The sequence below is a fragment of the Mesorhizobium sp. M4B.F.Ca.ET.143.01.1.1 genome (assembly GCF_004792275.1).
In the GTDB taxonomy this organism is placed as follows: domain Bacteria; phylum Pseudomonadota; class Alphaproteobacteria; order Rhizobiales; family Rhizobiaceae; genus Mesorhizobium; species Mesorhizobium abyssinicae.
Genome location: NZ_SRSR01000003.1, coordinates 361561 through 383725, shown reverse-complemented (window position 1 = coordinate 383725; position 22165 = coordinate 361561). Strand labels below are relative to the sequence as shown.

The 22165-nt window shown below is 64.6% G+C and carries 22 protein-coding genes; 11 read left to right on the top strand and 11 right to left on the bottom strand.

All coding sequences use genetic code 11. From position 1 onward, the window contains the following. Positions 1-173 precede the first annotated feature (173 nt). Together EN786_RS09180 and EN786_RS09175 are read left to right on the top strand one after the other, a co-directional pair. A complete protein-coding gene (locus tag EN786_RS09180; RefSeq protein ID WP_127285026.1) occupies positions 174-968 on the top strand; it encodes a GH25 family lysozyme in 795 nt (264 codons plus the stop codon). A 179-nt stretch (positions 969-1147) separates the two neighbouring features. After that, the gene (locus tag EN786_RS09175) at positions 1148-2326 is read left to right on the top strand and encodes a lytic murein transglycosylase (protein ID WP_127309669.1); all 1179 of its coding nucleotides are present in this window, start codon (positions 1148-1150) and stop codon (positions 2324-2326) included. A gap of 89 nt (positions 2327-2415) precedes the next feature. On the opposite strand, the gene EN786_RS09170 is transcribed toward EN786_RS09175, so the two are convergent. Then, complete coding sequence (locus tag EN786_RS09170; protein WP_127309670.1) at positions 2416-3636, bottom strand: alanine racemase; 1221 nt, start codon at positions 3634-3636, stop codon at positions 2416-2418. A gap of 217 nt (positions 3637-3853) precedes the next feature. On the opposite strand from EN786_RS09170, the gene EN786_RS09165 reads away from it, so the two are divergent. Continuing rightward, positions 3854-4777, top strand: a complete 924-nt coding sequence (locus EN786_RS09165) for a DMT family transporter (protein WP_127309671.1) — start codon at positions 3854-3856, stop codon at positions 4775-4777. A 499-nt stretch (positions 4778-5276) separates the two neighbouring features. On the opposite strand, the gene metF is transcribed toward EN786_RS09165, so the two are convergent. Both metF and EN786_RS09155 read right to left on the bottom strand, forming a co-directional pair. After that, entirely contained in the window at positions 5277-6194 is a 918-nt protein-coding gene (gene metF, locus EN786_RS09160; protein ID WP_127283286.1) for a methylenetetrahydrofolate reductase [NAD(P)H], read from the bottom strand. Then, positions 6194-7201 carry a metalloregulator ArsR/SmtB family transcription factor gene (locus tag EN786_RS09155; protein ID WP_127283285.1) on the bottom strand — a complete coding sequence of 336 codons (1008 nt, stop codon included), beginning with the start codon at positions 7199-7201 and terminating at the stop codon, positions 6194-6196. Before EN786_RS09155 ends, metF begins: the two co-directional genes overlap by 1 nt. Positions 7202-7329: 128 nt before the next feature. On the opposite strand from EN786_RS09155, the gene tsaA reads away from it, so the two are divergent. The 3 genes from tsaA (at position 7330) to EN786_RS09140 (ending at position 9236) form a co-directional block, all read left to right on the top strand. Further along, positions 7330-7854 (top strand): tRNA (N6-threonylcarbamoyladenosine(37)-N6)-methyltransferase TrmO, encoded by a 525-nt coding sequence (gene tsaA / locus EN786_RS09150; protein ID WP_127283284.1) that lies wholly within the window; start codon positions 7330-7332, stop codon positions 7852-7854. Then, entirely contained in the window at positions 7851-8165 is a 315-nt protein-coding gene (locus tag EN786_RS09145) for a DUF2293 domain-containing protein (protein WP_127283283.1), read from the top strand. The genes tsaA and EN786_RS09145 overlap by 4 nt, the downstream gene beginning before the upstream one ends. 111 nt (positions 8166-8276) lie before the next feature. Beyond that, entirely contained in the window at positions 8277-9236 is a 960-nt protein-coding gene (locus EN786_RS09140) for an aminotransferase class IV (protein ID WP_127309672.1), read from the top strand. A gap of 61 nt (positions 9237-9297) precedes the next feature. Here the strand turns inward: EN786_RS09140 and EN786_RS09135 are convergent, their stop codons facing one another. Together EN786_RS09135 and EN786_RS37645 are read right to left on the bottom strand one after the other, a co-directional pair. After that, a complete protein-coding gene (locus EN786_RS09135; protein ID WP_127283281.1) occupies positions 9298-9933 on the bottom strand; it encodes an MOSC domain-containing protein in 636 nt (211 codons plus the stop codon). Positions 9934-9941: 8 nt separating this feature from the next. Beyond that, positions 9942-10112 carry a hypothetical protein gene (locus EN786_RS37645; protein WP_189340371.1) on the bottom strand — a complete coding sequence of 57 codons (171 nt, stop codon included), beginning with the start codon at positions 10110-10112 and terminating at the stop codon, positions 9942-9944. Here EN786_RS37645 and EN786_RS09130 point away from each other — a divergent pair. Continuing rightward, positions 10107-10673: an isoprenylcysteine carboxylmethyltransferase family protein gene (locus EN786_RS09130; RefSeq protein WP_127309673.1), complete on the top strand. Its 567-nt coding sequence runs from the start codon at positions 10107-10109 to the stop codon at positions 10671-10673. The two genes, EN786_RS37645 and EN786_RS09130, sit on opposite strands and share 6 nt — an antisense overlap. Before the next feature lie 45 nt (positions 10674-10718). Here EN786_RS09130 and EN786_RS09125 read toward each other — a convergent pair whose 3' ends face one another. The 4 genes from EN786_RS09125 to ettA all read right to left on the bottom strand — a co-directional run bounded on the left by EN786_RS09125 (position 10719) and on the right by ettA (position 14860). Beyond that, positions 10719-11840, bottom strand: coding sequence for a beta-ketoacyl-ACP synthase III (locus tag EN786_RS09125; RefSeq protein ID WP_127309674.1), 1122 nt, complete (start codon positions 11838-11840; stop codon positions 10719-10721). 112 nt (positions 11841-11952) lie between these two features. Beyond that, complete coding sequence (locus EN786_RS09120) at positions 11953-12288, bottom strand: hypothetical protein (protein WP_127309675.1); 336 nt, start codon at positions 12286-12288, stop codon at positions 11953-11955. Between the two features lie 116 nt (positions 12289-12404). Further along, positions 12405-13175, bottom strand: coding sequence for a trans-aconitate 2-methyltransferase (gene tam / locus EN786_RS09115; protein ID WP_127309676.1), 771 nt, complete (start codon positions 13173-13175; stop codon positions 12405-12407). A gap of 35 nt (positions 13176-13210) precedes the next feature. After that, entirely contained in the window at positions 13211-14860 is a 1650-nt protein-coding gene (gene ettA / locus EN786_RS09110; RefSeq protein WP_127309677.1) for an energy-dependent translational throttle protein EttA, read from the bottom strand. Between the two features lie 265 nt (positions 14861-15125). Here ettA and EN786_RS09105 point away from each other — a divergent pair, with 265 nt between their 5' ends. After that, entirely contained in the window at positions 15126-16406 is a 1281-nt protein-coding gene (locus EN786_RS09105; protein WP_245478199.1) for a GGDEF domain-containing protein, read from the top strand. 35 nt (positions 16407-16441) lie between these two features. Here the strand turns inward: EN786_RS09105 and EN786_RS09100 are convergent, their stop codons facing one another. Further along, positions 16442-17452 (bottom strand): ribonuclease, encoded by a 1011-nt coding sequence (locus tag EN786_RS09100; protein ID WP_135908241.1) that lies wholly within the window; start codon positions 17450-17452, stop codon positions 16442-16444. A gap of 189 nt (positions 17453-17641) precedes the next feature. Here EN786_RS09100 and EN786_RS09095 point away from each other — a divergent pair, with 189 nt between their 5' ends. The 3 genes from EN786_RS09095 to EN786_RS09085 all read left to right on the top strand — a co-directional run bounded on the left by EN786_RS09095 (position 17642) and on the right by EN786_RS09085 (position 21477). Then, entirely contained in the window at positions 17642-18574 is a 933-nt protein-coding gene (locus EN786_RS09095; RefSeq protein ID WP_127311043.1) for an alpha/beta hydrolase, read from the top strand. A gap of 81 nt (positions 18575-18655) precedes the next feature. Beyond that, positions 18656-19831 (top strand): CaiB/BaiF CoA-transferase family protein, encoded by a 1176-nt coding sequence (locus EN786_RS09090; RefSeq protein WP_127311042.1) that lies wholly within the window; start codon positions 18656-18658, stop codon positions 19829-19831. Continuing rightward, on the top strand, positions 19828-21477 hold the full coding sequence (locus EN786_RS09085) for a thiamine pyrophosphate-binding protein (RefSeq protein WP_127311041.1): 1650 nt from the start codon (positions 19828-19830) through the stop codon (positions 21475-21477). The genes EN786_RS09090 and EN786_RS09085 overlap by 4 nt, the downstream gene beginning before the upstream one ends. 107 nt (positions 21478-21584) lie before the next feature. On the opposite strand, the gene EN786_RS09080 is transcribed toward EN786_RS09085, so the two are convergent. Continuing rightward, on the bottom strand, positions 21585-22025 hold the full coding sequence (locus EN786_RS09080) for a CHRD domain-containing protein (RefSeq protein WP_127311040.1): 441 nt from the start codon (positions 22023-22025) through the stop codon (positions 21585-21587). Between the last annotated feature and the right edge of the window lie 140 nt (positions 22026-22165).

The following is a 22165-nucleotide window of genomic DNA, read 5'->3' as shown; positions in this document are numbered from 1 at the left end:
GCTGCCTCAAAATCGCGGCTGTTGTCGAGCGCCGTCAACCGAATATCAACCATGATCGGCGATCAACGGAGAGGGCTGGACGATCCTGTGGGGCGATCGTCCGGCGGGCCTGACAAAGGGGGCCATCTGCAACGACCCATCAGCGGCCGGCTGAACCCGGCTCAGGAGTAGCGATGCGCCGTCTTGCGGCTCTCATCATGCTGACGCTGCTGGGCGCCTGCTCGACCGTCGACGACCTCACGCCGGTGATGTCCTCGAGCAGTCCGATGGTTGCGGTGCGCGCGCCGCGGTTCGAGGACTCCAAGCCGCACGAGTGGGACAGCGGCGCGCCGTGGAACTACGCCATCCACGGCACCGATGTTTCCAAATACCAGACATCCGTGGACTGGCCGGCGGCCAAGGCGAGCGGCATTTCCTTCGCGTTCATCAAGGCGACCGAAGGCGGCGACCGCTTCGACGAGTATTTCAACGAGCATTGGGCGCGCACCAAGGCCTCGGCGATTCCGCGCGCCGCCTATCATTTCTTCTATTTCTGCACGCCCGCCGCCACCCAGGCGCGCTGGTTCATCGCCAATGTCCCGAAAGACCGTTCGGCGATGCCGCCGGTGCTGGACATGGAATGGAACCCGAAATCGCCGACCTGCCGGCTGCGTCCCGACCCGGCCACCGTGCGCGCGGAAATGACGACTTTCCTCGAAATGGTCGAGCGGCACTACGGCAAGAAGCCGATCATCTACACCTCGATCGACTTCTTCGACGACAACGGCCTGGCGAACTTCCGCGGCTATCCCTACTGGCTGCGCTCGGTCGCCGGCCACCCGCGCCAGAAGTACGGCAGCCACCCCTTCACCTTCTGGCAATATACCGGAACCGGCATCGTTCCGGGCATGACCGGCAAATCCGATATCAACGTTTTCAACGGCTCGGAAGCCGCCTGGAACAGGTGGCTGCGGCAGAACACCCGTTGACATAAGCCGTCCTGCCTGCTTTTCGACACGACCAGCGGCGATGTATTGAGCTGCTGGCAGTCCGGAGCGGCGTACCAGGCGGGTGCCCGAGGACGCTCCTGAGCTTTGAATTCACGCATGGTCCTGGCCAGAACCGGTTCGGGTTCGGCGGGGCGTGCGCCGGTTTCGAAAGGGAAGCGATGCGATTGCGTGTTGAAATCTTGGCGGCGCTGTTTGTCGGCGCTCTTGCCTGGCCGGCCGCGGCGCAGGAGTGCGGGGACGATTTCAACACCTGGAAACAGGGCGTGGCGGCGGAAGCCAAGGCGGCCGGCGTCGGCGCCGTCGGCCTGAGCGCGCTGGAACAGGCGAGCCTCGACGACAAGGTCCTGGCGCGCGACCGCGCCCAGGGCGTCTTCACCCAGACCTTCACCGAATTCTCCAACCGCATGATCTCGACCTACCGCCTGAAGCAGGGCGCGGCCAATCTGAAGAAATACGCCGACGTCTTCGCGCGCGCCGACCAGGAATTCGGCGTCCAGGCGCCCGTCATCGCCGCCTTCTGGGCGCTCGAGACCGACTTCGGCGCCGTCCAGGGCGATTTCCACACGCTGAGCGCGCTGGTGACGCTCTCGCATGACTGCCGCCGGCCGCAGCTTTTCCGCCCCCAGCTCGTGCCTTTGCTGACGCTGATCGATCGCGGCGTGCTGCCGGCCGACGTGACCGGCGCCTGGGCCGGCGAGATCGGCCAGACGCAGATCCTGCCGACCGACTACCTTGCCCGCGGTGTCGACGGCGACGGCGACGGCATCGTCGACCTGCGTCACAGCGTGCCGGACGTGATCATGACCACGGCCAACAAGGTGCTGTCGCGCGGCTGGAAGCGCGACCAGCCCTGGATCGAGGAAGTCCGGGCGCCCGACGACATGCCGTGGGACCAGACCGGCCGCACCAACAAGCTGCCTTTATCGCAATGGACGCAATGGGGCGTCACCAACCCGGACGGCTCCCCGCTTGTCGACAACGGCCTTAAGGCCGGGCTGGCCCTGCCGATGGGCCGCAAGGGACCGGCCTTCCTCACCTACGACAATTTCGATGTCTATCTCGAATGGAACCAGTCCTTCACCTACGCGCTGACCGCGGCCAACCTCGCCGCCCGGCTGGCGGGCGCCCCGCAGCTCAATCCACGCAATCCCGAACCCGGCCTCAGCGGCGATCAGATGAAGGCGCTGCAGACGAAGCTTGAAGCCAAGGGCTATGACGTCGGCACCGTCGACGGCATCCTCGGCACCAACACCCGCGAGGCAATCCGCAAGGAACAGATGCGGCTTGGCCTGCCGGTGGACGGCTGGCCGACGCCGGAGCTTCTGGCGAGACTGTAAGATGAGGGATTAGGCAGTAGGCAATAGGCAATAGGAACTGAAGCAGAGACTGGAGAACCTCCTACTGCCTACTGCCTACTGCCTACCGCCTAACTCGCCATCGTCTCCAAACTCGCAAATCCCTGCGGCGCGTCGCCCTCGTCGAACGGTGTCGTCACCTCGACGAAAGTGTCGGGGAAGAAGCCGTTGAAGCGGGTCCTCAGCGACAGCGAGTAGGCGCCGATATGGCCGATCTCGATCCAGTCGCCGGTGTCGACCGTCTCAGGCAGCCAGAACGGCCTGGACAGAATATCGACGGAATCGCAGGTCGCGCCGCAGACCTTGAACGGCACGATGTTCTTCTCCTCGCCATTGCGCGAACGGATCGCGGGGTCCGGAATGAAACGCGCCGGCAGCGTGATCTTGCCGGTCCATGAATCCGACAGCGACGCCCAGATGCCGTCATTGATGTAGAGCCGCTTGCCCTTGCGCAAGAGCACGCGCACGATCAGCGACAGGCAGCGCGCCACGATCACCCGTCCCGGCTCCGCCACCAGCGGCATCTGGTCGAACTGGTATTCCTTGATGTCGCCCGACAGCCGCGACATGATCTGGCCGAGCGATGGCATTTCGACCTGCTTGCGGTTGGGATCATGGCCATACTCGGCCGGAAAGCCGCCACCGACATCGAGCCCGGCAATGTCGAAGGTCAGCCGGTTGCGCACCCAGTCGGCCGAGGCCAGCGCCCGCTCATAGGTGTCGGGATCCTCGATCTGGCTGCCGACATGGAAGCAGAGGCCGACCTTGTAGCCGGTGCGGTTGAGCCTCTCGGCGAGTTCCACCGCATAGGCCGGACCGGCGCCGAACTTCTTCGACAGTTCGTAGGCCGCCGACCCCTTCGTCTGGATGCGCACGAAGACGGTGATTGCGCCGGGATCGATGTCGAGCGCGCGCACCACCCTGGTCAGCTTGGTGATCTCGTCCTCATGGTCGAGCGAGATGACGCGAATGCCGTATTTCTCCAGCGCCAGCTTGATGTCCGACTGCGCCTTGATCGGATGCATGTAGAGCATCTCGGCATCGGGCGAGACGGCGCGCACGGCGGCGAACTCGCCGGGCGAAGCCACGTCGAAAGCGGTGACGCCGGCCTCGACCAGCGCCTTCAGCACGATCTGCTCGCCATTGGTCTTGACCGCATAGGCCGTCTTGCCGGGAAACATGCCCATGAACTGCAGCGCGTCGGCCTTCAACACCTGAGGGCGAAAGCAATAGACCGGATCGTCCGGACGAAGCGCCAACGCCGCCTCGCGGGCATTCTCGAATCGCTGCATGGACGAATCCTTCGAACTAGGCTGCGCACAATTAATCCAAGCTAGCGGCTAAAGAAAACAATTCTGTGTCTCGGCTTGTTACCGCTGCCGGGTTACGCCTGTTGCGGGAGGAGCTAGGCCAGCCGTCAGGTTTCGGGTGGCCCTTGCTTCGGAACCGCATATGGCTTGAAGGACATTCGACAGGACCGGCATTCCGACGGTCCGGGAGGGCAGGCATATGGCAACAGCAGCAGCAGCCACCGCCACGGCACGCGGTCCGATGACGCTCGCTGACTGGGGACAGTTGCTTTTGCTCGGCGCGATCTGGGGCGGTTCGTTCTTCTTCGCCCGCATTGCCGTCTCGGAGCTTTCGCCCCTTGTTCTGGTGCTGTTTCGCGTCGCCATCGCGGCGACAGCGCTCCAGCTCTATCTCGCCGTGCGCGGCCCTTCGTTCCGCCTCGCCTTCCCGCATGCAGGCCTGTTCTTCCTGCTGGCGCTCGCCAACAACGTCGTCCCCTTCTCGCTGATCTTCGCCGGCCAGACAGAACTTGGCGCCGGTATCGCCTCGGTGCTCAACGCCACCACGCCGTTCTGGACCCTGGTCCTCGCCAATGCGCTGACATCGGACGAGAAACTGTCCTGGAACAAGCTTGCCGGCATTGCGCTCGGCATTGCCGGCACGGCAGTGATGATCGGTCCCGGCCTGCTCGCCGGGCTTGGCGGTCCGGTCTGGGCGAAGTTCGCGCTGATCGGCGCCTCGCTTTCCTACGCCGTCGCGCTGATGATTGCCCGTCGCTTCAAGGGCGTGCCCTCGCCGGTGATCGCCACCGGACAATTGACCGCCTCAACCATCATCATGATCCCGGTCGTGCTCATCGCCCATGGCCCTGCCGGTCTGTTCTCGGCCTCGCCGCCAGTCTGGGCGGCGGTGCTGGGGCTGGCTCTGCTCTCAACCGCCTTCGCCTACATTCTCTATTTCAACCTCGTCGCCTCGGCCGGCGCCACCAACGCCTCGCTGGTCACGCTCATCGTGCCGGTCAGCGCCATGCTGCTCGGCTTCCTGTTCCTTGGCGAGCGACTCGAACTGTTCGAAATGGGCGGCATGGCATTGATCGGACTTGGCCTGATCACCATAGACGGGCGCTTGTTCGGCCAACGCTGAGGGCGCGTTGTTCGGTAGAACGAAACGGCGATCTAGATCCTTTGATTGACTCCCGCATCGCGCATTCCTACCGGACGTCGATGCTGCAAGGCCGTCCGAGTCGACCCTGGTAGCGCTGCCATGCCTAGCTTCCGCCGCAGGGCCGCCATAATTTATTCACAAGCCCTGAGCTCGCTTTTGCCGAAGAGTTTCAATGCCTAACGGCAAAAGCCAGGTCGCAAATTCCACATTCACGTCGCATTGCAGCACATTTTCCGCTTGCCTGTGGCACAAATGACCCTAGACTCCTGCCATAGCTCTTAAGAGGAGGCTATGACATGGGACTGACGAGGCCAATCAACGCATTGATGATTTGTGCAGCGTTCGCATTCATCGGCGCCCTAATCATAGGCGTTCTTCCGTAACCGCCAGAGCGGAAGAAATCAGCAGCTGACAGTCAATCCATTTCGAAAGGCCGGGTTTTCACCCGGCCTTTTGCGTTTCACGTCACGACGACAGATCAGGCCGCGGCAGAGCCCGCCGCTTCCGTTTCATGCGAGCGGATGCCGATCATGTGGCAGATGGCAAAGACCAGGTCGGCGCGGTTCATCGTGTAGAAGTGGAAGTCGCTAACGCCACGTTCGACGAGGTCGAGCACCTGCTCGGCCGCCACCGCCGAGGCCACCAGCGCATGCGTCTGCGGGTCGTTCTGAAGCCCCTCGAAACGCTCGGCCAGCCATGCCGGCACCAGCGCGCCGCAGCGCGCCGAGAAATTGGCGACCTGGGTGAAATTGTGCACCGGCAGGATGCCCGGCACGATCGGAATATAGATGCCTGCCCGCCGCGCCCGCTCGACATAGCGCTCGTAGAGATCGTTGTCGAAGAAGAACTGGGTGATGGCGCGGGTCGCGCCATTGTCGGCCTTGCGCTTCAGCATGTCGAAGTCGGTGGCGAAGTCGGGGCTTTCCGGGTGCTTTTCCGGGTAGGCGGAGACGGAGATGTCGAAATCGCCGGCGCTCTTCATCGCGCCGACCAGTTCGGCGCCATTGGCATAGCCGTCCGGATGCGGCCTGTAGGCGGTGCCGACGCCCGCCGCCGGATCGCCGCGCAGCGCGACGAAGCGGGTGACGCCCATATCGGCGAATTCGCGCACCACGGCGTCGACCTGATCGCGCGCGGCGTCGACGCAGGTCATGTGCGCCGCCGGCGTCAGCGTCGTCTCATTGAGGATGCGCTTGACGGTGCGGGCGGTGCGTTCGCGCGTCGAGCCGCCGGCGCCATAGGTCACCGAGACGAATTTCGGCTTGAGCGGCTCCAGCCGGGTGACGGTGTCCCAAAGCCTGGCTTCCATCTCGTCGGTCTTCGGCGGGAAGAACTCGAACGAAACCCGGACCTTGTCGCCAATGTCGGGGCGGCGGGAAAAGCGGAACTGGTTCATCAGGCGGTTTCCCTTGCCGGAAGAGTGTCATTGGAAGGATCGGCGATCAGCATGCGGCGGTCGCGGCCGAGCCACAGCTTGACGGTCAGCCGGGCCTCGGCCTGGCCGCGCGGCTCGAACTCCTGGCTGTCTTCGAGCGCGAGGCCCGCCTCGGCGAACCACTCGGCGATCTGCCGGTCGGAAAAGCCGAGCCGCATATGCGCGTGCTGGTCGCGCAGAAACTCCAGCGCATGCGGCGCGAAATCGACGATCACCAGCCGGCCCGCGGGGCGCAGCAGCCGCGCCGCCTCGCGGATGGCGCGGGCGGGATCGTCGAGATAGTGCAGCACCTGGTGGATGGTGACGAGATCGAAGGCGTCGCGCTCGACCGGCGGCGCGAAGATGTCGCCCTGCCGCACCTGCGCGTTGGCGATGCCCGCCTTGTCCAGATTGGCGCGCGCCACCGTCAGCATCTCGCGCGACATGTCGATGCCGACGCCGCGCCGGTAGAGCGGCGAAAAGATCTCGAGCAGCCGCCCGGTGCCGGTGCCGAGGTCGAGCATCGACTGGAACGGCCGCTTGCCGACGAGCTTGAGCAGAGCGGCCTCGACGGCGCGGTCCGGCACATGCAGCGAGCGGATGTGATCCCAGCTCGCGGCATTCTCGGAGAAATATTCGGCGGCGCGGTCCTGCCGCTTGCGCTTGACCGCCGCCAGCCGCTCCAGGTCGCGCTCCACCTGCGGGTCGGCGCCGCGGATGCCGGAAACGAGCCTGAGGACAAAATCGCGCGCGGCGTCCGTGTCGGAAAGCCGGAAGAACGCCCACGACCCCTCCTGGTAGCGCCCGATCAGCCCCGCCTCCAGCAGCAGCTTGAGGTGGCGCGACACGCGTGGCTGCGACTGGCCGAGAATTTCGGTAAGATCGGAAACGGTAAGGTCGCCGCGCGACAGGAGCGCAAGGATGCGCAGCCGGCTGGATTCGGCCGCTGCCTTCAATGTATCCACCATCGTATCGAGTGCTACGTGCATGGAGTGTTTCTCTTTGAAAAAGATATAAACATATGTTTATGTCGATTTTGACAACCATGCAAGGCCAATGTCGCTTCCTGACAAGAAAATGACGCATGCATGATCCACGGGCGGAAACCGGTTTTCGGATGAGCGAGGCCAGAGCCATGTTCGAGACACGCGAGGGCGAAAGGCAACTGGAAGCCGATCCAGCCGCCATGTCGTCGGACGGCCATGTCGTCTTCATCGGCCGCATCGCCTCGCCATGGACGAGCCGCGAGACCTGCCCGAAGAACATGCGGGCCGCGCGGGAGGCGGGACAGCCCGCCGTGCTGACGATCGGCCCGGCCTATCGCGAGGGCCTTGCCGGGCTGGATCGCGCCAGCCATGTCATCATCCTGTCCTGGTTCGATCAGGCGCCACGGAATCTGATTGTGCAGAAACCTCGCCATGCGGCTGAGCCGAAAGGCGTTTTTTCGCTGCGCTCCCCTGCCCGGCCGAATCCGATCGGGCTGCATGTGGCGAAGCTCGTCGCTCTCGACATCGAAGCCGGACGTCTCGATCTCGATGCCATCGACGTGCTCGACGGCACGCCGGTCATCGACGTCAAACCCTATTTCGCCTCGACCGATGCATTTGCCGAGGCGGTCATTGCCGGACGCGACGAGCGATGAAAGCGCCGACCAATCGCCGCCGCGCCATCGCCAAGGCGCTGACCACACTGTTGCCGCTGGCGCCCTACGCCGACATCGAGAAGATCCGCGCCGACGCCGGCTCGGCCCGTCTGCACAATCTGCCGGCGTCGATCTCCGTCTGGCTGGCGACGATCGCCCATATCCGCCACGTCCACACCGACTACGAGAAGCTCTTGGCCGAGGGCTATGACCGCGACTCCGCGCGCTTCTTCGTCATCGAACAGACCAACATCGTGCTGACCCGCTGGCGTGCCACGCGCCTGATGGAATCCGACGAGGAGGAGGACTGAGGCACGACCATCCCGAGTGGACGCGAGGCCAAACAGGCGCGGCGGGCTGGCTCTACTGCATATGGGACGGCGCGCTAGCTTGTCTTTTCACATCGATCAGGGACGATCGCGATGAGCCAGAACGCTGCTGTTACCACGCCCACCGGGCCTGTTCTCTCCGATCGTCACGTCGATCCGCATGCCTATCCCCAGGGCGTTGCCTTCCTCGACGGCCAATACCTGCCGATGTCGCAGGCCAAGATCTCGGTGCTCGACTGGGGCTTCCTGCATTCCGACGCCACTTACGACACCGTTCATGTCTGGGATGGCAGCTTCTTCCGGCTGGACCTGCATCTCGACCGCTTTTTCGGCGGACTGGAGAAGCTGCGCATGACGATCCCGTTCGACCGCGACGGTGTCACCGAGATCCTGCACAATTGCGTCGCGCTGTCCGGCCACCGCGCCGCCTATGTCGAGATGCTGTGCACGCGCGGCGCCTCGCCGACCTTCAGCCGCGACCCGCGCCAGGCGGTGAACCGCTTCATGGCTTTCGCCGTGCCGTTCGGCTCGGTCGCCAATGCCGAACAGTTGCGCCGCGGCCTGCATGTGGCGATCAGCGACAAGGTGCGCATCCCGCCGGCCTCTATCGACCCGTCGATCAAGAACTACCATTGGCTCGACCTGGTGCGTGGCCTCTACGACGCCTATGACCGCGGCGCCGAGACCGCCCTGATCCTCGATTTCAACGGCAATGTCGCCGAAGGCCCGGGCTTCAACGTGTTCCTGGTCAAGGACGGCAAATTGTCGACGCCGGCGGTCGGCGTGCTGCCCGGCATCACCCGCCGCACCGTCTTCGACCTCTGCGCCGAGGCCGCCCTTTCCGCTGCAGCGGTCGATGTCGGCGTCGCCGCCCTGAAAGGAGCTGACGAGGTTTTCATCACCTCGACCGCTGGCGGCGTCATGCCGGTGACGGTGATCGACGACGCCCCGGTCGCCGACGGCAAGGTCGGCCCGATCACCAGCCGGCTGATGGGGCTCTACTGGAAGAAGCACCAGGACCCGGCCTGGTCGAGCCCGGTGCGATATCGCTAGCTCGCCGCCCAAGGTGCGCAGCGATTCAGGTCAGGCTGGCCTCACTGAGTCTCAGCGGATGCTAGGCTCGATAGATCCACTGCTCCGGCACCCGCACCGATATCTCCTCGCCGGTCCTGATCGTGCCCGGCTTCTCGACCCAGGCGACGATGCCACGCAGCCGCTTCGCCGCTTTCGGGAACAACAGCGCGCCGGCCTCGTGGTCGGCCATGCCGGCATTCTCGGCGACCGACCGTCCGGCAATGCGGCATGGCCCGTTCTGGGCGTCGACCTTGATCGTGACGCCGCCCTTGAAGAACAGCAGCGTGCCGGACGGCAGCATGGAGAGATGCGGCAGCCCTTCGATAAGCAGATTGGCGCCGATCCATTCCGCCTTGATCTCGGCCAGGCCCATCCGCTCCGCGACGATGGCCAATTCGTCCGCCGCCACGATCGACAACTGCCGCTCGTTGCGCATCTCGGTGCCGCGCGGATACCAGGGCTCGCGGCCGCCGGAGCGGCGCGTGGCGCCGGCATGAAAGTCGCCGTCTATGCCGTCGAAGCCGAGCCGCAGCTCCTCAACCGCCCGCGTCTCGAAATGATCGAACGGCGCGACGTAAAGTGCCGAAACCTTCGCCGCGAGCTTGCGCGCAGGGACGATCTCGGCAGGGGTCTCCGCCGCGGGGAACAGATCCAGTGTGCTTGCCGTCTCTTGCATGCCCTGGCTTAGCCGATATCGCCGGACAGGGTCCAGTCGAAAGCACTGATGATCCAATCAAGCGCCTTTATGCCGATCGTGCCGATCACGATCTTCTTACCCCGATTTTCGCCTTGCGCCGCATTGCCGCCGCGCCATGAGGCTCCGATAGTGATGTCACGGAGGAGGCTACCATGCATCCCGCACCCGCAATCGCGGCGCTCTGGCTGTTCTGGGTCGTGTCATGGCTGGCGGCCGCCTTCTGGGCCGACCCGGCGGCAAAACGCGCCGGCTTTCGGGAGGAAGCGCGCTACCGCGCCCTGTGGACGATCGGCGCGATCCTGCTGTTCGTGCCGGCGCATGGTTATGTCGGCAGGCTTCGGCTCTGGATGCCGACCGTCGCCGAAGCCTGGATCTGCGTCGGCCTGGTCGCGGTCGGCCTCGCCTTCTCCTGGTGGGCGAGGCTGCATCTCGGCCGGCTGTGGTCGGGCACCGTCACCGCCAAGGCCGATCACCGCGTCGTCGATTCCGGCCCCTATGGGCTGGTCCGGCATCCGATCTACACCGGCCTGCTTGTGGCGATACTCGCCACCATGGCGGCGAAGGGCACGGTCTGGGGCGTGGCCGGCGCCGTCTTCCTCATCGTGGGCATCGTCGTGAAGGCCAGGCTTGAGGAGAGCTTCCTGCGCGGCGAGCTCGGTACGGCCTATGACGACTATGCCAGGCGCGTGCCGATGCTGGTGCCGTTTGCACCAAACTAGTCGCCAAAGTGTGTTTGAAGCCGCCGTTTGCAGGCCGGCCTCACCTCAGAGCATTTTGAGCAAGGCGCCGCCGATCGAATAGCCGGCGCCGAAAGCGCAGATCAGGCCGAAATCGCCGGCCTTCATGTCGGCATGGTTTTCCGACAGCGCGACGATGGCGCCGGCGCCGGCGGTGTTGCCGAGCCGCTCCAGCACCATCGGCGCACGGTCGTGGTCGACCTCATGGCCGAAGGCGAGCTTGAGGATCATGGCGTTCATGCGCGCATTGGCCTGATGCAGCCAGAAGCGCCGGATCGCCTGCGGCGTCAGCCCATGCTCGGCCAGGAACTCGACGATGAATTTGTGGCCGGCGACGGTGACTTCCTTGAACACCTTGTTGCCGACCTGCTTGATCAGATTGCCTTCGAGATCGATCCTGTAGGGATCGTCCTGGGCGGTGCGGGTGTGGTAGCCGAGATTGGTGCGGATGTTGTTCGACATCTGCGTCCAGGTGCGGGTGTCCAGCACCTCGAAGCGCCCCGGCCGCTTCTCGCCCTGCTCCAGTCCCTCGACGATCATGGCGACCGAGGCATCGCCGAAGATGAAATGCGTCTGCCGGTCGCGGAAGTTGAGATGGCCGGTGATGATCTCCGGCGTCGAGACCAGCACCCGCTTGTGCGCGCCCGCCCGCACGAGGTTGGCCGCTATGTGCAGCGCGGCCGCGGCGGAAGAGCAGCCGAGCCCCATGTCGAAGCCGGCGCCCTTCGTGCCCAGCGCCTGCTGCATCTCGATGGCGATCGCCGGATAGGGCCGCTGCTGGTGCGAGGCCGAGCAGATGACAAGGTCGATGTCGGATGGTTGCAGGCCGGCATGATCCAACGCCTTCCTCGCCGAGGCGATGCCGAACTCGGCCTGCAGCGACAGCGCATCGTCCGCCCGCGCCGGAATGCGCGGCGCCATGCGCGTCGGGTCGAGAATGCCTTCGCGCTCGACCACATGACGGGTCCGGACGCCCGAGGCATGGACGATGAAGTCGCTGTCCGACTTCTGCAGCAGCGCCTCGCCGGTTACCTCGCGGCGCGCATTCTCCGTGTCGACCCAGGCGTTGAAGCTGGCGACCAGATCTTCATTGGTGATGACAGGTTCAGGGATTTCAGCGCCGATGCCGCTGATGATGACGCGATGCATTTCCAATCCGTCCCCTGCGCGGGCGTTGCGGCTTGATGTGAGCGCCAGGGCTCCCGGCGCAACACTTGTCGCATTTGGCCGGTTTATGCCAGCTTAAATCGAATGCTTTGAATTACCAGGCGCAGAGCTTGGTGTTGGTCTGCGGATTGTTCCAGCAGGCGCCGTCGTCGCGGCTGCGCACGAACTGGCCAGGCAGCGATACATTGCGGCGGCCGAAATTGACATAGCCGTAGGCAAAGCCCGGGCCGTCGATTTCAAGCACATAGGTCGGATAGCCGGGCGCCGAGATGCGGAAGCTGCCGTCGCTGGCGATCGCCCTGTAATAGCAGGAGAAATAGCCGTCATCCGTGGTGAAGCAGCGCGCCCGTTTGGCCTCTGCCGACATCGAAAAGGCAAGCAGCGCGATCACGCCCACGCAACCGCCCAGAACCATCTTCCCCAGCGCCATAGTCTACCCCCTGCCACCTGGACCACCGATCACGATCCAGGCTGAAAGACTGCGCATGGCGGCGAAATCCGGTCAAGCACTCGTGATGAGCGCGGACGCAGTGTGGCTAACGCTTCTTAACCGGGACGGCGCGCGGCGATGAAGATGCGGGGAAAGCGCAGCAGCACCTTGCCGTTCGCCGTCTTCGGATAGGCTTTCGCGATCCTTGCCGTGTAGCGGTCGAGGAACAGCTTGCGCTCGTCGGCGTCGAGCGGCTCGAGAAACGGCTTCAGCCCCGTCGACTTCACCCATTCGACGATCGCCTCGGCATCGGCGAGCGGGTGGTTGTAGACAGTGTGCCAGATGTCGAGCCGGTCGGAGTAGGGCGACAGGAGATCGTAGTAGAACGACACCGGCGGCAGCGGCTCGCGCGCGGCACATTTCAGCTTTTCGGCGAACGGCATCTCGGCCGCCGTCTCGCGCATTAACCGGTGCGACGGCTCGCCGAGATTGTCGGGCATCTGCACGGCCAGCGTGCCGTGCGGGCTCAAGAACCCCATCAGCCGCTGGAACACGGCGGGATGTTCCGGCAGCCATTGGAACACCGCATTGGCGAAGATGACGTCGACCGGCTTCTCCGGCTGCCAGGCGGAAGCGTCGGCGAGCCCGAAGGTCACGTTCGGCAGCCGCGCCCTCGCCTTCTCGATCATGTCGGGCGAAGTGTCGAAGCCGCTCACCTCGGCATCCGGCCAGCGCTGGACCAGAAGCTCGGTCGAGTTGCCCGGCCCGCAGCCGATGTCGACGACGCGGCGCGGGAAGTCCACCGGCACCTGCGCGACGAGATCACGCGCGGGCCGCGTGCGCTCGTCCTCGAATTTCAGATATTGGGCGGCGGACCAGTCGGCCATTTCGGAACCTCTTCGTTCGCCGCCCTCGGCCAATATCACCGCGTCAGCCGCTTGTGCGTCATGCGGTGCGGGGTTGCCGCTTCGGCGCCGAGGCGACGCAGCTTGTCCTTCTCATATTCCTCGAAGTTGCCCTCGAACCATTCGACATGCGCATCGCCCTCGAAGGCGAGCATGTGCGTCGCCATGCGGTCGAGGAACATGCGGTCGTGGCTGATGATGACGGCGCAGCCGGCATAGGCTTCCAGCGCGTCTTCCAGCGCGGCCAGCGTTTCGGTGTCGAGGTCGTTGGTCGGTTCGTCGAGCAGAAGCACGTTGCCGCCGCCCTTCAGCATCTTGGCCAGATGCACGCGGTTGCGCTGGCCGCCCGAAAGGTTGCCGACCTTCTGCTGCTGGTCACCGCCGCGGAAGTTGAAGGACGAGCAGTAAGCGCGGCTGTTGACCTCGTGCTTGCCGAGCTTGATCACCTCGGCGCCGCCGGAGATTTCTTCCCACACCGTCTTGTTCCCATCGAGCGCATCGCGGCTCTGGTCGACATAGCCGAGCTTGACCGTCTCGCCGATGCGGACCGTACCCGCATCCGGTTTTTCCTGGCCGGTGAAGGTCTTGAACAGCGTTGTCTTGCCGGCGCCGTTCGGGCCGATGACGCCGACGATGCCGCCCGGCGGCAGCCTGAACGACAGGTTCTCGATCAAAAGCTCGTCGCCAAAGCCCTTGTTCAGCCCTTCGACCTCGATGACCACATTGCCGAGCCGCTCGCTCGACGGAATGACGATCTGGGTGTCGGTCGGCTTGCGGTTCTGCGACTGCTCGACCAGTTCCTCATAGGCCTTGATACGCGCCTTCGACTTGGTCTGGCGCGCCTTGGGCGAGGACTGGATCCACTCGCGTTCGCGCCAGATCGACTTCTGACGCGCGTCGTCTTCGCGGCCTTCCTGGATCAGGCGCTTGGCCTTGGCGTCGAGATATTTGGTGTAGTTGCCCTCGTAGGGAATGCCGCGGCCGCGATCGAGCTCCAGGATCCAGCCAGTGACGTTGTCGAGGAAGTAGCGGTCGTGGGTGATGATCAGCACCGAGCCCGGATAGTCGCGCAGATGCTTTTCCAGCCATTGCGTGGTCTCGGCGTCGAGGTGGTTGGTCGGCTCGTCGAGCAGCAGCAGGTCGGGCTGCTCCAGCAGCAGCCGGCACAGCGCCACGCGGCGGCGCTCGCCGCCCGACAGGTTGGTCACCTCGGAATCGGCCGGCGGGCACTGCAGCGCGTCCATCGCCATCTCGACCTGCTGCTCGAGGTCCCACAGGTTCAGCCTGTCCATCTCGTCCTGGAGCTTGGCGGACTCGTCCGCCGTCTCGTCGGAATAGTTCATCATCAGCTCGTTGTAGCGCTCGATGATGGCGGTCTTCCTGGCGACGCCGTCCATGACGTTTTCACGCACGGTCTTGCTGTTGTCGAGGTGCGGCTCCTGCGCGAGGTAGCCGACGGTCGCGCCTTCGGCCAGCCACGCTTCGCCCTGGAACTCCTTGTCGAGCCCGGCCATGATGCGCAGGATGGTCGACTTGCCCGAGCCGTTGGGCCCGAGAATGCCGATCTTGGCGTCCGGGTAGAAGGACAGATGAACGTTATCGAGCACCTTCTTGGTGCCATAGGCCTTCGACAGGCCGGACATGTGATAGATGAACTGGCGAGCCACGCGCGCTTTCCCTGAGAGTTGCTGGATGTCGGAATGAATGGGATTGCGCGCTATGTAGGCGATGCCGTGCCGATCGGCAATCGCTTTCGGCGCCGCGGCCCGATCAGGAAACGCTCGTCTGCCTGCAAGCATTCGGTTGCCATCGCCCTTTTTCGGCGCGCCAAGCGTCGATGCGCAAGCACCGATTAATCATTTCCCGGCAAAACGGAGGTGGATGACAATCGCCGGTTGCTGGCGATTTCAGCGAAAAGGACGGATCGACGGCGTGTTGAACGGTTTCCTGCTCCTTGCCGAAGCGGTTCTCTATTTCGGCGTCATGGTCACGCTGTTCCGCTTCAGGGCGCGCATCGGGCTCGGCGTCTTCGTCTGCGCGCTCGGCGTCATGCATTTCCTGGAAACCTATCTTGCCAGCGTCTTCTATGTCGCCCTGCCCTTCGGCATGGTCTCGCCGGGCTCGGCGGTGCTGTTCTCGGGCAAGCTGGTGATGCTGCTCCTGCTTTACATCAAGGAAGACGCGGCGACGGTGCGCCAGCCGATCTATGGCCTGCTGCTCGGCAATGCCCTGATGATCGGTCTGGTGCTGATCCTGCGCTTGCATTCGATCTCACCGCTTCCCGACGGCAAGCTTCCCGACATCGGTTTCATCGACCAGATGGGCTGGCTAATGGTGTGGGGGACGTCGCTGCTGTTCATCGACGCCATTCTGATCATCCTGCTCTACGAAAAGCTCGGCCGCTATCTTCGCGCTCGACCCTTCGCCCGCATCCTGGTGTCTGTCGCCTGCGTCCTGACCTTCGATCAGGCCGGCTTCTTTACCGCACTCCATTTCGTCGCCGGCGCGCCGATCGAGGTCTTCTTCGGCGGCTGGTTCGCCAAGATGGCGGCGGCGCTGGCCTATAGCGGCATGCTCGTCGCCTATCTCAGATGGGTCGAGGACCACGACATTGCGCTGCCGCGCGGCCTCTCGGACATTTTCGACACGCTGACCTATCGTGAGCGTTACGAAGCGCTGGTCAAGCATGTGGGACGCGACGGCCTGACCGGCCTGCTGCATCGCGGCAGCTTCGAGACCGACGGCCAAACCGCGGTCGCCCGCAGCCGGAGCACCTTAAGGCCGCTCAGCTTGCTGATCGTCGACGTCGACCATTTCAAATCGATCAACGATCGCTTCGGCCATGCCGAGGGCGACAAGGTGCTTAAGTCGATCGCCACCGTGCTGACCGAGGTCGCCGGCGCCGAGCAAAAGGTATTCCGGATAGGCGGCGAGGAATTCGCCATCCTGACCGAGCAGCCGCACGCCGTCGCAAGGCTGCTCGGTGAAAGCATCAGGCACGCGGTCAAGGCATCCGCCAGCACCAGCAGGTTCGAGCTGACCGTCAGCGTCGGCGTTTGCACCCTTGGCGATGCCAGTAACTCCCTGGCCGATATCTTCGCGCTGGCCGACGAACGTCTCTACAAGGCCAAATCGGCGGGGCGCGACCGCGTCATCGGCGAACTGGGCGACGACGAGGCCGAAAATCCCGGCATCTGGACGAGATCGGCGTAAGGCGCCGGTGGCGGAGCGAAGCGTCCCCGCCAGGCTTACTGGAAACCGGTCGGGTCGACTGTGCCCTTCGGGCAGCCCGCCTTGGAGGTCGGCGCGGCAGCCAGCATCAGGCTGCCCAGCGTGCTGTCGGGGCCGATAGTGCCCGACAGCCCGAGCGTCAGCTCGCCGATCATGCGCCTCCCGCTCGAGGGGTCGACCAGGCAGGAGACGCGGACCCGGTTGCCGGCGCCGGCGCCGAAGGCGCTGTCGAAAGCATTGCGGATCTGATCCGACGTCAGCTGCTTGCCGATATGCTTGGTGAAGAGATCGCGCACCGGCGACGCGTTCACCGCCCGCATCAGGTTCAACGCATCCGAAAAGTACTCTTGCTGGCTCTTGCCGTAGCAGGTGCCGTGCTTGATCCATTCATGGCGCTCCAACTTGGAGGCGGTGCCCGGCATCACCTGATCGAGCTCGGCGCGGGTGCTCGCATCGAGCTCGACCTTCGGCAGGTCCTGCCAATGAGCGGGATTGTCGTTGGCCTTGTCGCTTGCCGACACCTGGCAATAGAAGTTGCCGTTCGGCTGCGGCCACAGCCCATGCAAGGCGAAATGCGTGGCGTCGAAACCGGCCTTCGACTGCGCCTGGCATTCGGGCTTGCTGGACTTGGTCTCGCAGAAGGCCGGTTGCCAGCTCAGCGCGAAGACATATTCCGGCTTGCCGGAGCCAGGCTGCGCCGGCTTGTTCTGCTCGACGGGCGCCGGCGTCGCCGCAGCACTGGCGCCGGTGACATGGCCGCAGCCGATCTTCACCCAGCGGCGATCCGGATCGGCGCCCGGCACGAGGATGAGGTAATGCGTCGGCTCGTCCTTGTTGCCCGCTAGCAGCTGGTAGCTTTGCCCGGCCGCGGTCGATACGTTCCCGGGGTTCTTGCCGCTCTTGATCGCCTGCGTCGCCGGACAGGCGGCATCGGCCACGAAGCTACCGCTCATCTTCACATCGGCCCGCGCTGCTCCGGCGAGCGCCGTGACGGCGGCAGCCAACAAAAAAGCAAAACCTGTCCGCATTCCCCGCACCTCGGCTCAAAATGTCGCGGCACACACTGCCGCTGTCTCCGTGTCAGAATTGCGATGGCCCGCGCCGCAGGAGAAGAAGCCCACAGCGCAAAATCAGCCGGGCCGCATTGACCTAAAACCGGCGCCAGCGCAAACAAAACTCTCGTGAGCACGAGAAGGGCGTCGGGGGGACGAAGCGAAATGCCATTCAGCCAGCAGCGCATGGTCAAGTCGCCGACCGGCGCCGACCTCAACCTCTATGTGAAGCAGGCGAGCGGCCACCCGCGCGCCGTCGTCCAGATCAACCACGGACTGGCCGAGCACGCGGCGCGCTATGCCCGCTTCGCCGATTTCCTCGCCGAGCGCGGCTTTCATGTCTACGTGCATGACCACCGTGGCCATGGCGCGACCAGAGCGCCCGACGCACCGCTCGGCAAGTTCGCCGATGCGGATGGCGGCGCCAAGGTCATCGCCGATGTCACCGCCATTCATGACCTGATCGCCGGCGAGCAGCCGGGCCTGCCGGTCATCCTCTTCGGCCATTCGATGGGCGCGTCGGTGGCATTGAACTTCCTTCTGCGTCATTCGGCGCGCGTCCATGCCGCCGCGATCTGGAACGGCAATTTCTCGCAGGGCCTGCTTGGGCAGCTGGCGCTCGCCATCCTCGGCTGGGAAAGGATGCGGCTGGGCTCCGACGTGCCGTCAAGGCTGCTGCCGAGGCTGACCTTCCAGGCCTGGGGCAAGGCCGTGCCCAACCACAAGACGATGTTCGACTGGCTGTCGCGCGACGAGGACGAGGTCGCGAAATACGTCGCCGATCTGCTCTGCGGCTGGGATGCCTCGGTGTCGATGTGGCGGGACGTCGTCAAGATGGCGATCTACGGCGGCAGCGACGGCAATTTTTCCGGCGTGCGCCGCACCCTTCCCATCAATCTGCTCGGCGGCGAGAAAGATCCCGCCTCGGATTACGGCAAGGCGGTCAACCACCTCGCCGGGCGCATGCGGGGGATGGGCTTTTCGAATCTGGTTTCAAAGGTTTACCCGGAGACCCGCCACGAAAGCCTGAACGAGGTGAACCGGGACATCGTCATGGCCGATTTTGCCGCATGGGCGGACAAAGTTCTCAATGCGTGAGGCGGTTGGCCCATCGCAAGGGCCGTGACAGCAGCGGCGGGGATTGATAGAGGCTGCGCTTTCGACCCAACACGGTGATCCATGGCCGAGCCTCCGCTGAAAGGCATACGCGTTATCGAACTCGCCCGCATCCTCGCCGGGCCCTGGGCGGGGCAGTTGCTCGCCGATCTGGGCGCCGATGTCATCAAGGTCGAGAGCCCGGACGGCGGCGATGACACCCGCAAATGGGGCCCTCCCTTCGTCATGAGCCATGACGGCGAGAACCTGTCGGCCGCCTATTATCACTCCTGCAATCGCGGCAAACGCTCCATCGCCATCGACTTCTCCAAGCCCGAGGGCGCCGATACGCTGCGCCGATTGGTCGCCAATGCCGACGTGCTGATCGAGAACTTCAAGCTCGGCGGGCTGAAGAAATACGGGCTCGACTACGAGAGCCTGAAGAAGATCAACCCGCGTCTCGTCTATTGCTCGATCACTGGTTTCGGCCAGGACGGACCATACGCGCCACGCGCAGGCTATGATTTCATCATCCAGGCCATGGCCGGCATGATGTCGATCACCGGCGAGGCCGGCCGCGAGCCGCAAAAGGCCGGGGTCGCCATTTCCGACCTGTTCACCGGCCTCTATTCGGTGATCGCCATCCAGGCCGCACTTCGCCATGCCGAGAAGACCGGCGAGGGCCAGCACATCGACATGGCGCTGTTCGACAGCCAGATCTCGGCGCTCGGCAACCAGAACCTCAACTATCTGGCCTCCGGCAAGTCTCCGGTGCAGATGGGCAACGCGCATATGAACATCGCGCCCTACGAGGTGCTGCCGGTGAAAGACGGTCACATCATCCTGGCCGTCGGCAATGACGGCCAGTTCGGCAAGTTCTGCGCAGCGGTCGGCCTCGACGATCTGCCGTCGAACCCGGATTTCGCCACCAATCCTGCCCGCGTCGCCAACCGCGCGAGCCTGCGCGAGCGCATCATCGAGGCGCTCAAGATCTTTGATCGCGATCCGCTGCTGGCGAAGCTCGAAGCGGCAAGCGTGCCGGCGAGCCCGATCAATACGATCGGCCAGATGTTCGACGATCCGCAGACCATCGCGCGCGGCATGCGGCTCGACCTCGACGATGGCCATGGCAATCGCCTGCCCTCGGTGCGCGCGCCGATGGTGATGTCCGGCACGCCGCTGGTCTACGAGCGCCCCTCGCCGCGTCTTGGCGAACACACCGAGGAAATCCTGGCCGAACTGGAGAGATCAGCGAAATGAAAACCGGCGGACAACTGATCGTCGAGGCGCTTGAAGCCAACGGCACCGACCGCATCTTCTGCGTGCCCGGCGAATCCTATCTCGCGGTGCTCGACGCGCTGCATGACTCGCCGATCCGCACCATCGTCTGCCGCCAGGAAGGCGGCGCCGCGATGATGGCCGACTGCCAGGGCCGGCTGACCGGCAAACCCGGCATCTGCTTCGTCACCCGCGGCCCCGGCGCCACCAACGCCTCGGCCGGCATCCACATCGCCATGCAGGATTCGGTCCCGGTGATCCTGTTCATCGGCCAGGTCGCCAGCCACGCCAAGGAGCGCGAGGCCTTCCAGGAGGTCGATTACAAGCGCTTCTTCGGCGACATCGCCAAATGGGTGGTCGAGATCGACGATGCCTCGCGCATTCCCGAATTCGTCACCCGCGCCTTTGCCGTCGCGACCTCCGGCCGCCCCGGCCCGGTCGTCATCTCGCTGCCCGAGGACATGCTGACCAGCGTCGTCGAGGCGCCTGAAGCACTGCCGCACACGCCGGTCGAGACACGCCCCGGCGAGGCTGAGCTCGACGCGCTGGAAAAGCTTCTCGCCGGCGCCAAGCGCCCGTTCGTCATCCTCGGCGGCACGCGCTGGGACGAGCAAGCGGTGGCGCGGATGCACGCCATCGCCGAGGCATGGTCATTGCCCGTAGGATGCTCCTTCCGCCGCCAGATGCTGTTCGATCATTTGCATCCGAACTACGCCGGCGATGTCGGGATCGGCATCAACCCGAAGCTGGCGGCGCAGATCAAGGCAGCCGATGTCGTGCTCATGCTTGGCGGCCGCCTGGGTGAGATGCCGTCTTCCGACTACACGTTGCTGAAAAGCCCCTACCCCGACCAGGCGCTGGTGCACGTCCACGCCGATGCCGGCGAGCTCGGCCGCGTCTACCGGCCGACTATAGCCATCAACGCTTCGCCCGCCGCCTTCGTCGAGGCTTTCGCCAGGCGCAAGCCTTCGGCCAAGCCCTCCTGGGCGGCCGAGACGGAAAAGGCGCATGCCGCCTATCTCGAATGGTCGACGCCGCCGCAGACCGGCCCGGGCTCAGTTCAGATGGGGCCGATCATCGAGCATCTCGGAAAGGTCTTGCCGGAAGACGCCATCCTCACCAACGGCGCCGGCAACTACGCCACCTGGGTGCATCGCTTCTACCGCTCCCGCCGCTTCGGCACGCAGGCGGCGCCCACCTCAGGTTCGATGGGCTACGGCACGCCGGCGGCGGTCGCCGCCAAGGCGCTGCACCCGGAGCGCGAAGTCATCGCCTTCGCCGGCGACGGCTGCTTCCTGATGAACGGGCAGGAGTTCGCCACCGCAGTCCAGTACGATCTGCCGATCATCGTCATCGTCGTCAACAACGGCATTTACGGCACGATCCGCATGCATCAGGAGCGCGAATATCCGAGCCGCGTCGTCGCCACCAGTCTGAAAAACCCGGACTTCGCCGCCCTTGCCCGTTCCTATGGCGGCCATGGCGAGACCGTCGAGAAGACCGCCGACTTCGCGCCGGCCTTCGAGCGCGCGCGCGCCAGCGGCAAGCCGGCGATCGTCGAGATCAGGCTCGATCCCGAGGCAATCACGCCGACCCGCACGCTGGCGCAGATCCGCGACAAGAGCTAAGGCGAAAGGCAGCCCCCTGCCTTTCTGCCCGCTGCACTGCGAAAGGGCGGCAAACCGCCCTTTCCGTCGGCTGGCGACAAAGGGGCGATGAACCGCCCCTTTGCGTCTTACATCGCCTTCTCGATCTGGCCGCGGATCTCGCCGTCCTTGTTGGCGGCGGTGTGGACGTTGACATAGTATTTGCCGGCCTCCAGATCGGCCGCCTGCGCATCGGTCAGCGTCGCCGATCCCTTGATCGGGCTCTTGAGCTTCTTGAACGGGATGACGGGTCCGGCATTCGCGCCCATCGCAGCCGGGCCGTGGATGTGGGCCGCAATCGCCGGTCCGCTGAGGCCGGAATATTTGACGTTCCAGCTCAGCTTCTTCTTGGCGGTGTCGAAGGTGAATGTGGCGGTTCCCTTGCCCTTGGTGGTGACAGGCGGGCTCTGCTGGCTGCCATCGAGCGTCGCCGTGTATTTCACCGTTTCGGCCAAGGCAGGAAAGGCAAGCAAGACCGACGCGGAAATGGCCAGCGCCGAGAACATCGGCGCGAGGGGTTGAATGCGCATGGAAACCTCCGTTGTGACATCCCGAAATGGATGCACCGCCACAACGGCTTGAGGAGCCGATGTTTCCGCCCGGTAACGCCGATTTGACATCGCGGCAAAAAGGGGCGGTTGCCCGCCCCTTTTTGGAGTCCACGAAGGCG

What these genes read in the sequence shown, in the direction of transcription:
- EN786_RS09180 (WP_127285026.1), top strand. Translation starts at nt 174, where the DNA reads ATGCGCCGTCTTGCGGCTCTCATCATGCTGACGCTGCTGGGCGCCTGC.
- EN786_RS09175 (WP_127309669.1), top strand. Translation starts at nt 1,148, where the DNA reads ATGCGATTGCGTGTTGAAATCTTGGCGGCGCTGTTTGTCGGCGCTCTT.
- EN786_RS09170 (WP_127309670.1), bottom strand. Translation starts at nt 3,636, where the DNA reads ATGCAGCGATTCGAGAATGCCCGCGAGGCGGCGTTGGCGCTTCGTCCG.
- EN786_RS09165 (WP_127309671.1), top strand. Translation starts at nt 3,854, where the DNA reads ATGGCAACAGCAGCAGCAGCCACCGCCACGGCACGCGGTCCGATGACG.
- metF (WP_127283286.1), bottom strand. Translation starts at nt 6,194, where the DNA reads ATGAACCAGTTCCGCTTTTCCCGCCGCCCCGACATTGGCGACAAGGTC.
- EN786_RS09155 (WP_127283285.1), bottom strand. Translation starts at nt 7,201, where the DNA reads ATGCACGTAGCACTCGATACGATGGTGGATACATTGAAGGCAGCGGCC.
- tsaA (WP_127283284.1), top strand. Translation starts at nt 7,330, where the DNA reads ATGAGCGAGGCCAGAGCCATGTTCGAGACACGCGAGGGCGAAAGGCAA.
- EN786_RS09145 (WP_127283283.1), top strand. Translation starts at nt 7,851, where the DNA reads ATGAAAGCGCCGACCAATCGCCGCCGCGCCATCGCCAAGGCGCTGACC.
- EN786_RS09140 (WP_127309672.1), top strand. Translation starts at nt 8,277, where the DNA reads ATGAGCCAGAACGCTGCTGTTACCACGCCCACCGGGCCTGTTCTCTCC.
- EN786_RS09135 (WP_127283281.1), bottom strand. Translation starts at nt 9,933, where the DNA reads ATGCAAGAGACGGCAAGCACACTGGATCTGTTCCCCGCGGCGGAGACC.
- EN786_RS09130 (WP_127309673.1), top strand. Translation starts at nt 10,107, where the DNA reads ATGCATCCCGCACCCGCAATCGCGGCGCTCTGGCTGTTCTGGGTCGTG.
- EN786_RS37645 (WP_189340371.1), bottom strand. Translation starts at nt 10,112, where the DNA reads ATGCATGGTAGCCTCCTCCGTGACATCACTATCGGAGCCTCATGGCGC.
- EN786_RS09125 (WP_127309674.1), bottom strand. Translation starts at nt 11,840, where the DNA reads ATGCATCGCGTCATCATCAGCGGCATCGGCGCTGAAATCCCTGAACCT.
- EN786_RS09120 (WP_127309675.1), bottom strand. Translation starts at nt 12,288, where the DNA reads ATGGCGCTGGGGAAGATGGTTCTGGGCGGTTGCGTGGGCGTGATCGCG.
- tam (WP_127309676.1), bottom strand. Translation starts at nt 13,175, where the DNA reads ATGGCCGACTGGTCCGCCGCCCAATATCTGAAATTCGAGGACGAGCGC.
- EN786_RS09100 (WP_135908241.1), bottom strand. Translation starts at nt 17,452, where the DNA reads ATGCGGACAGGTTTTGCTTTTTTGTTGGCTGCCGCCGTCACGGCGCTC.
- EN786_RS09095 (WP_127311043.1), top strand. Translation starts at nt 17,642, where the DNA reads ATGCCATTCAGCCAGCAGCGCATGGTCAAGTCGCCGACCGGCGCCGAC.
- EN786_RS09090 (WP_127311042.1), top strand. Translation starts at nt 18,656, where the DNA reads ATGGCCGAGCCTCCGCTGAAAGGCATACGCGTTATCGAACTCGCCCGC.
- EN786_RS09085 (WP_127311041.1), top strand. Translation starts at nt 19,828, where the DNA reads ATGAAAACCGGCGGACAACTGATCGTCGAGGCGCTTGAAGCCAACGGC.
- EN786_RS09080 (WP_127311040.1), bottom strand. Translation starts at nt 22,025, where the DNA reads ATGCGCATTCAACCCCTCGCGCCGATGTTCTCGGCGCTGGCCATTTCC.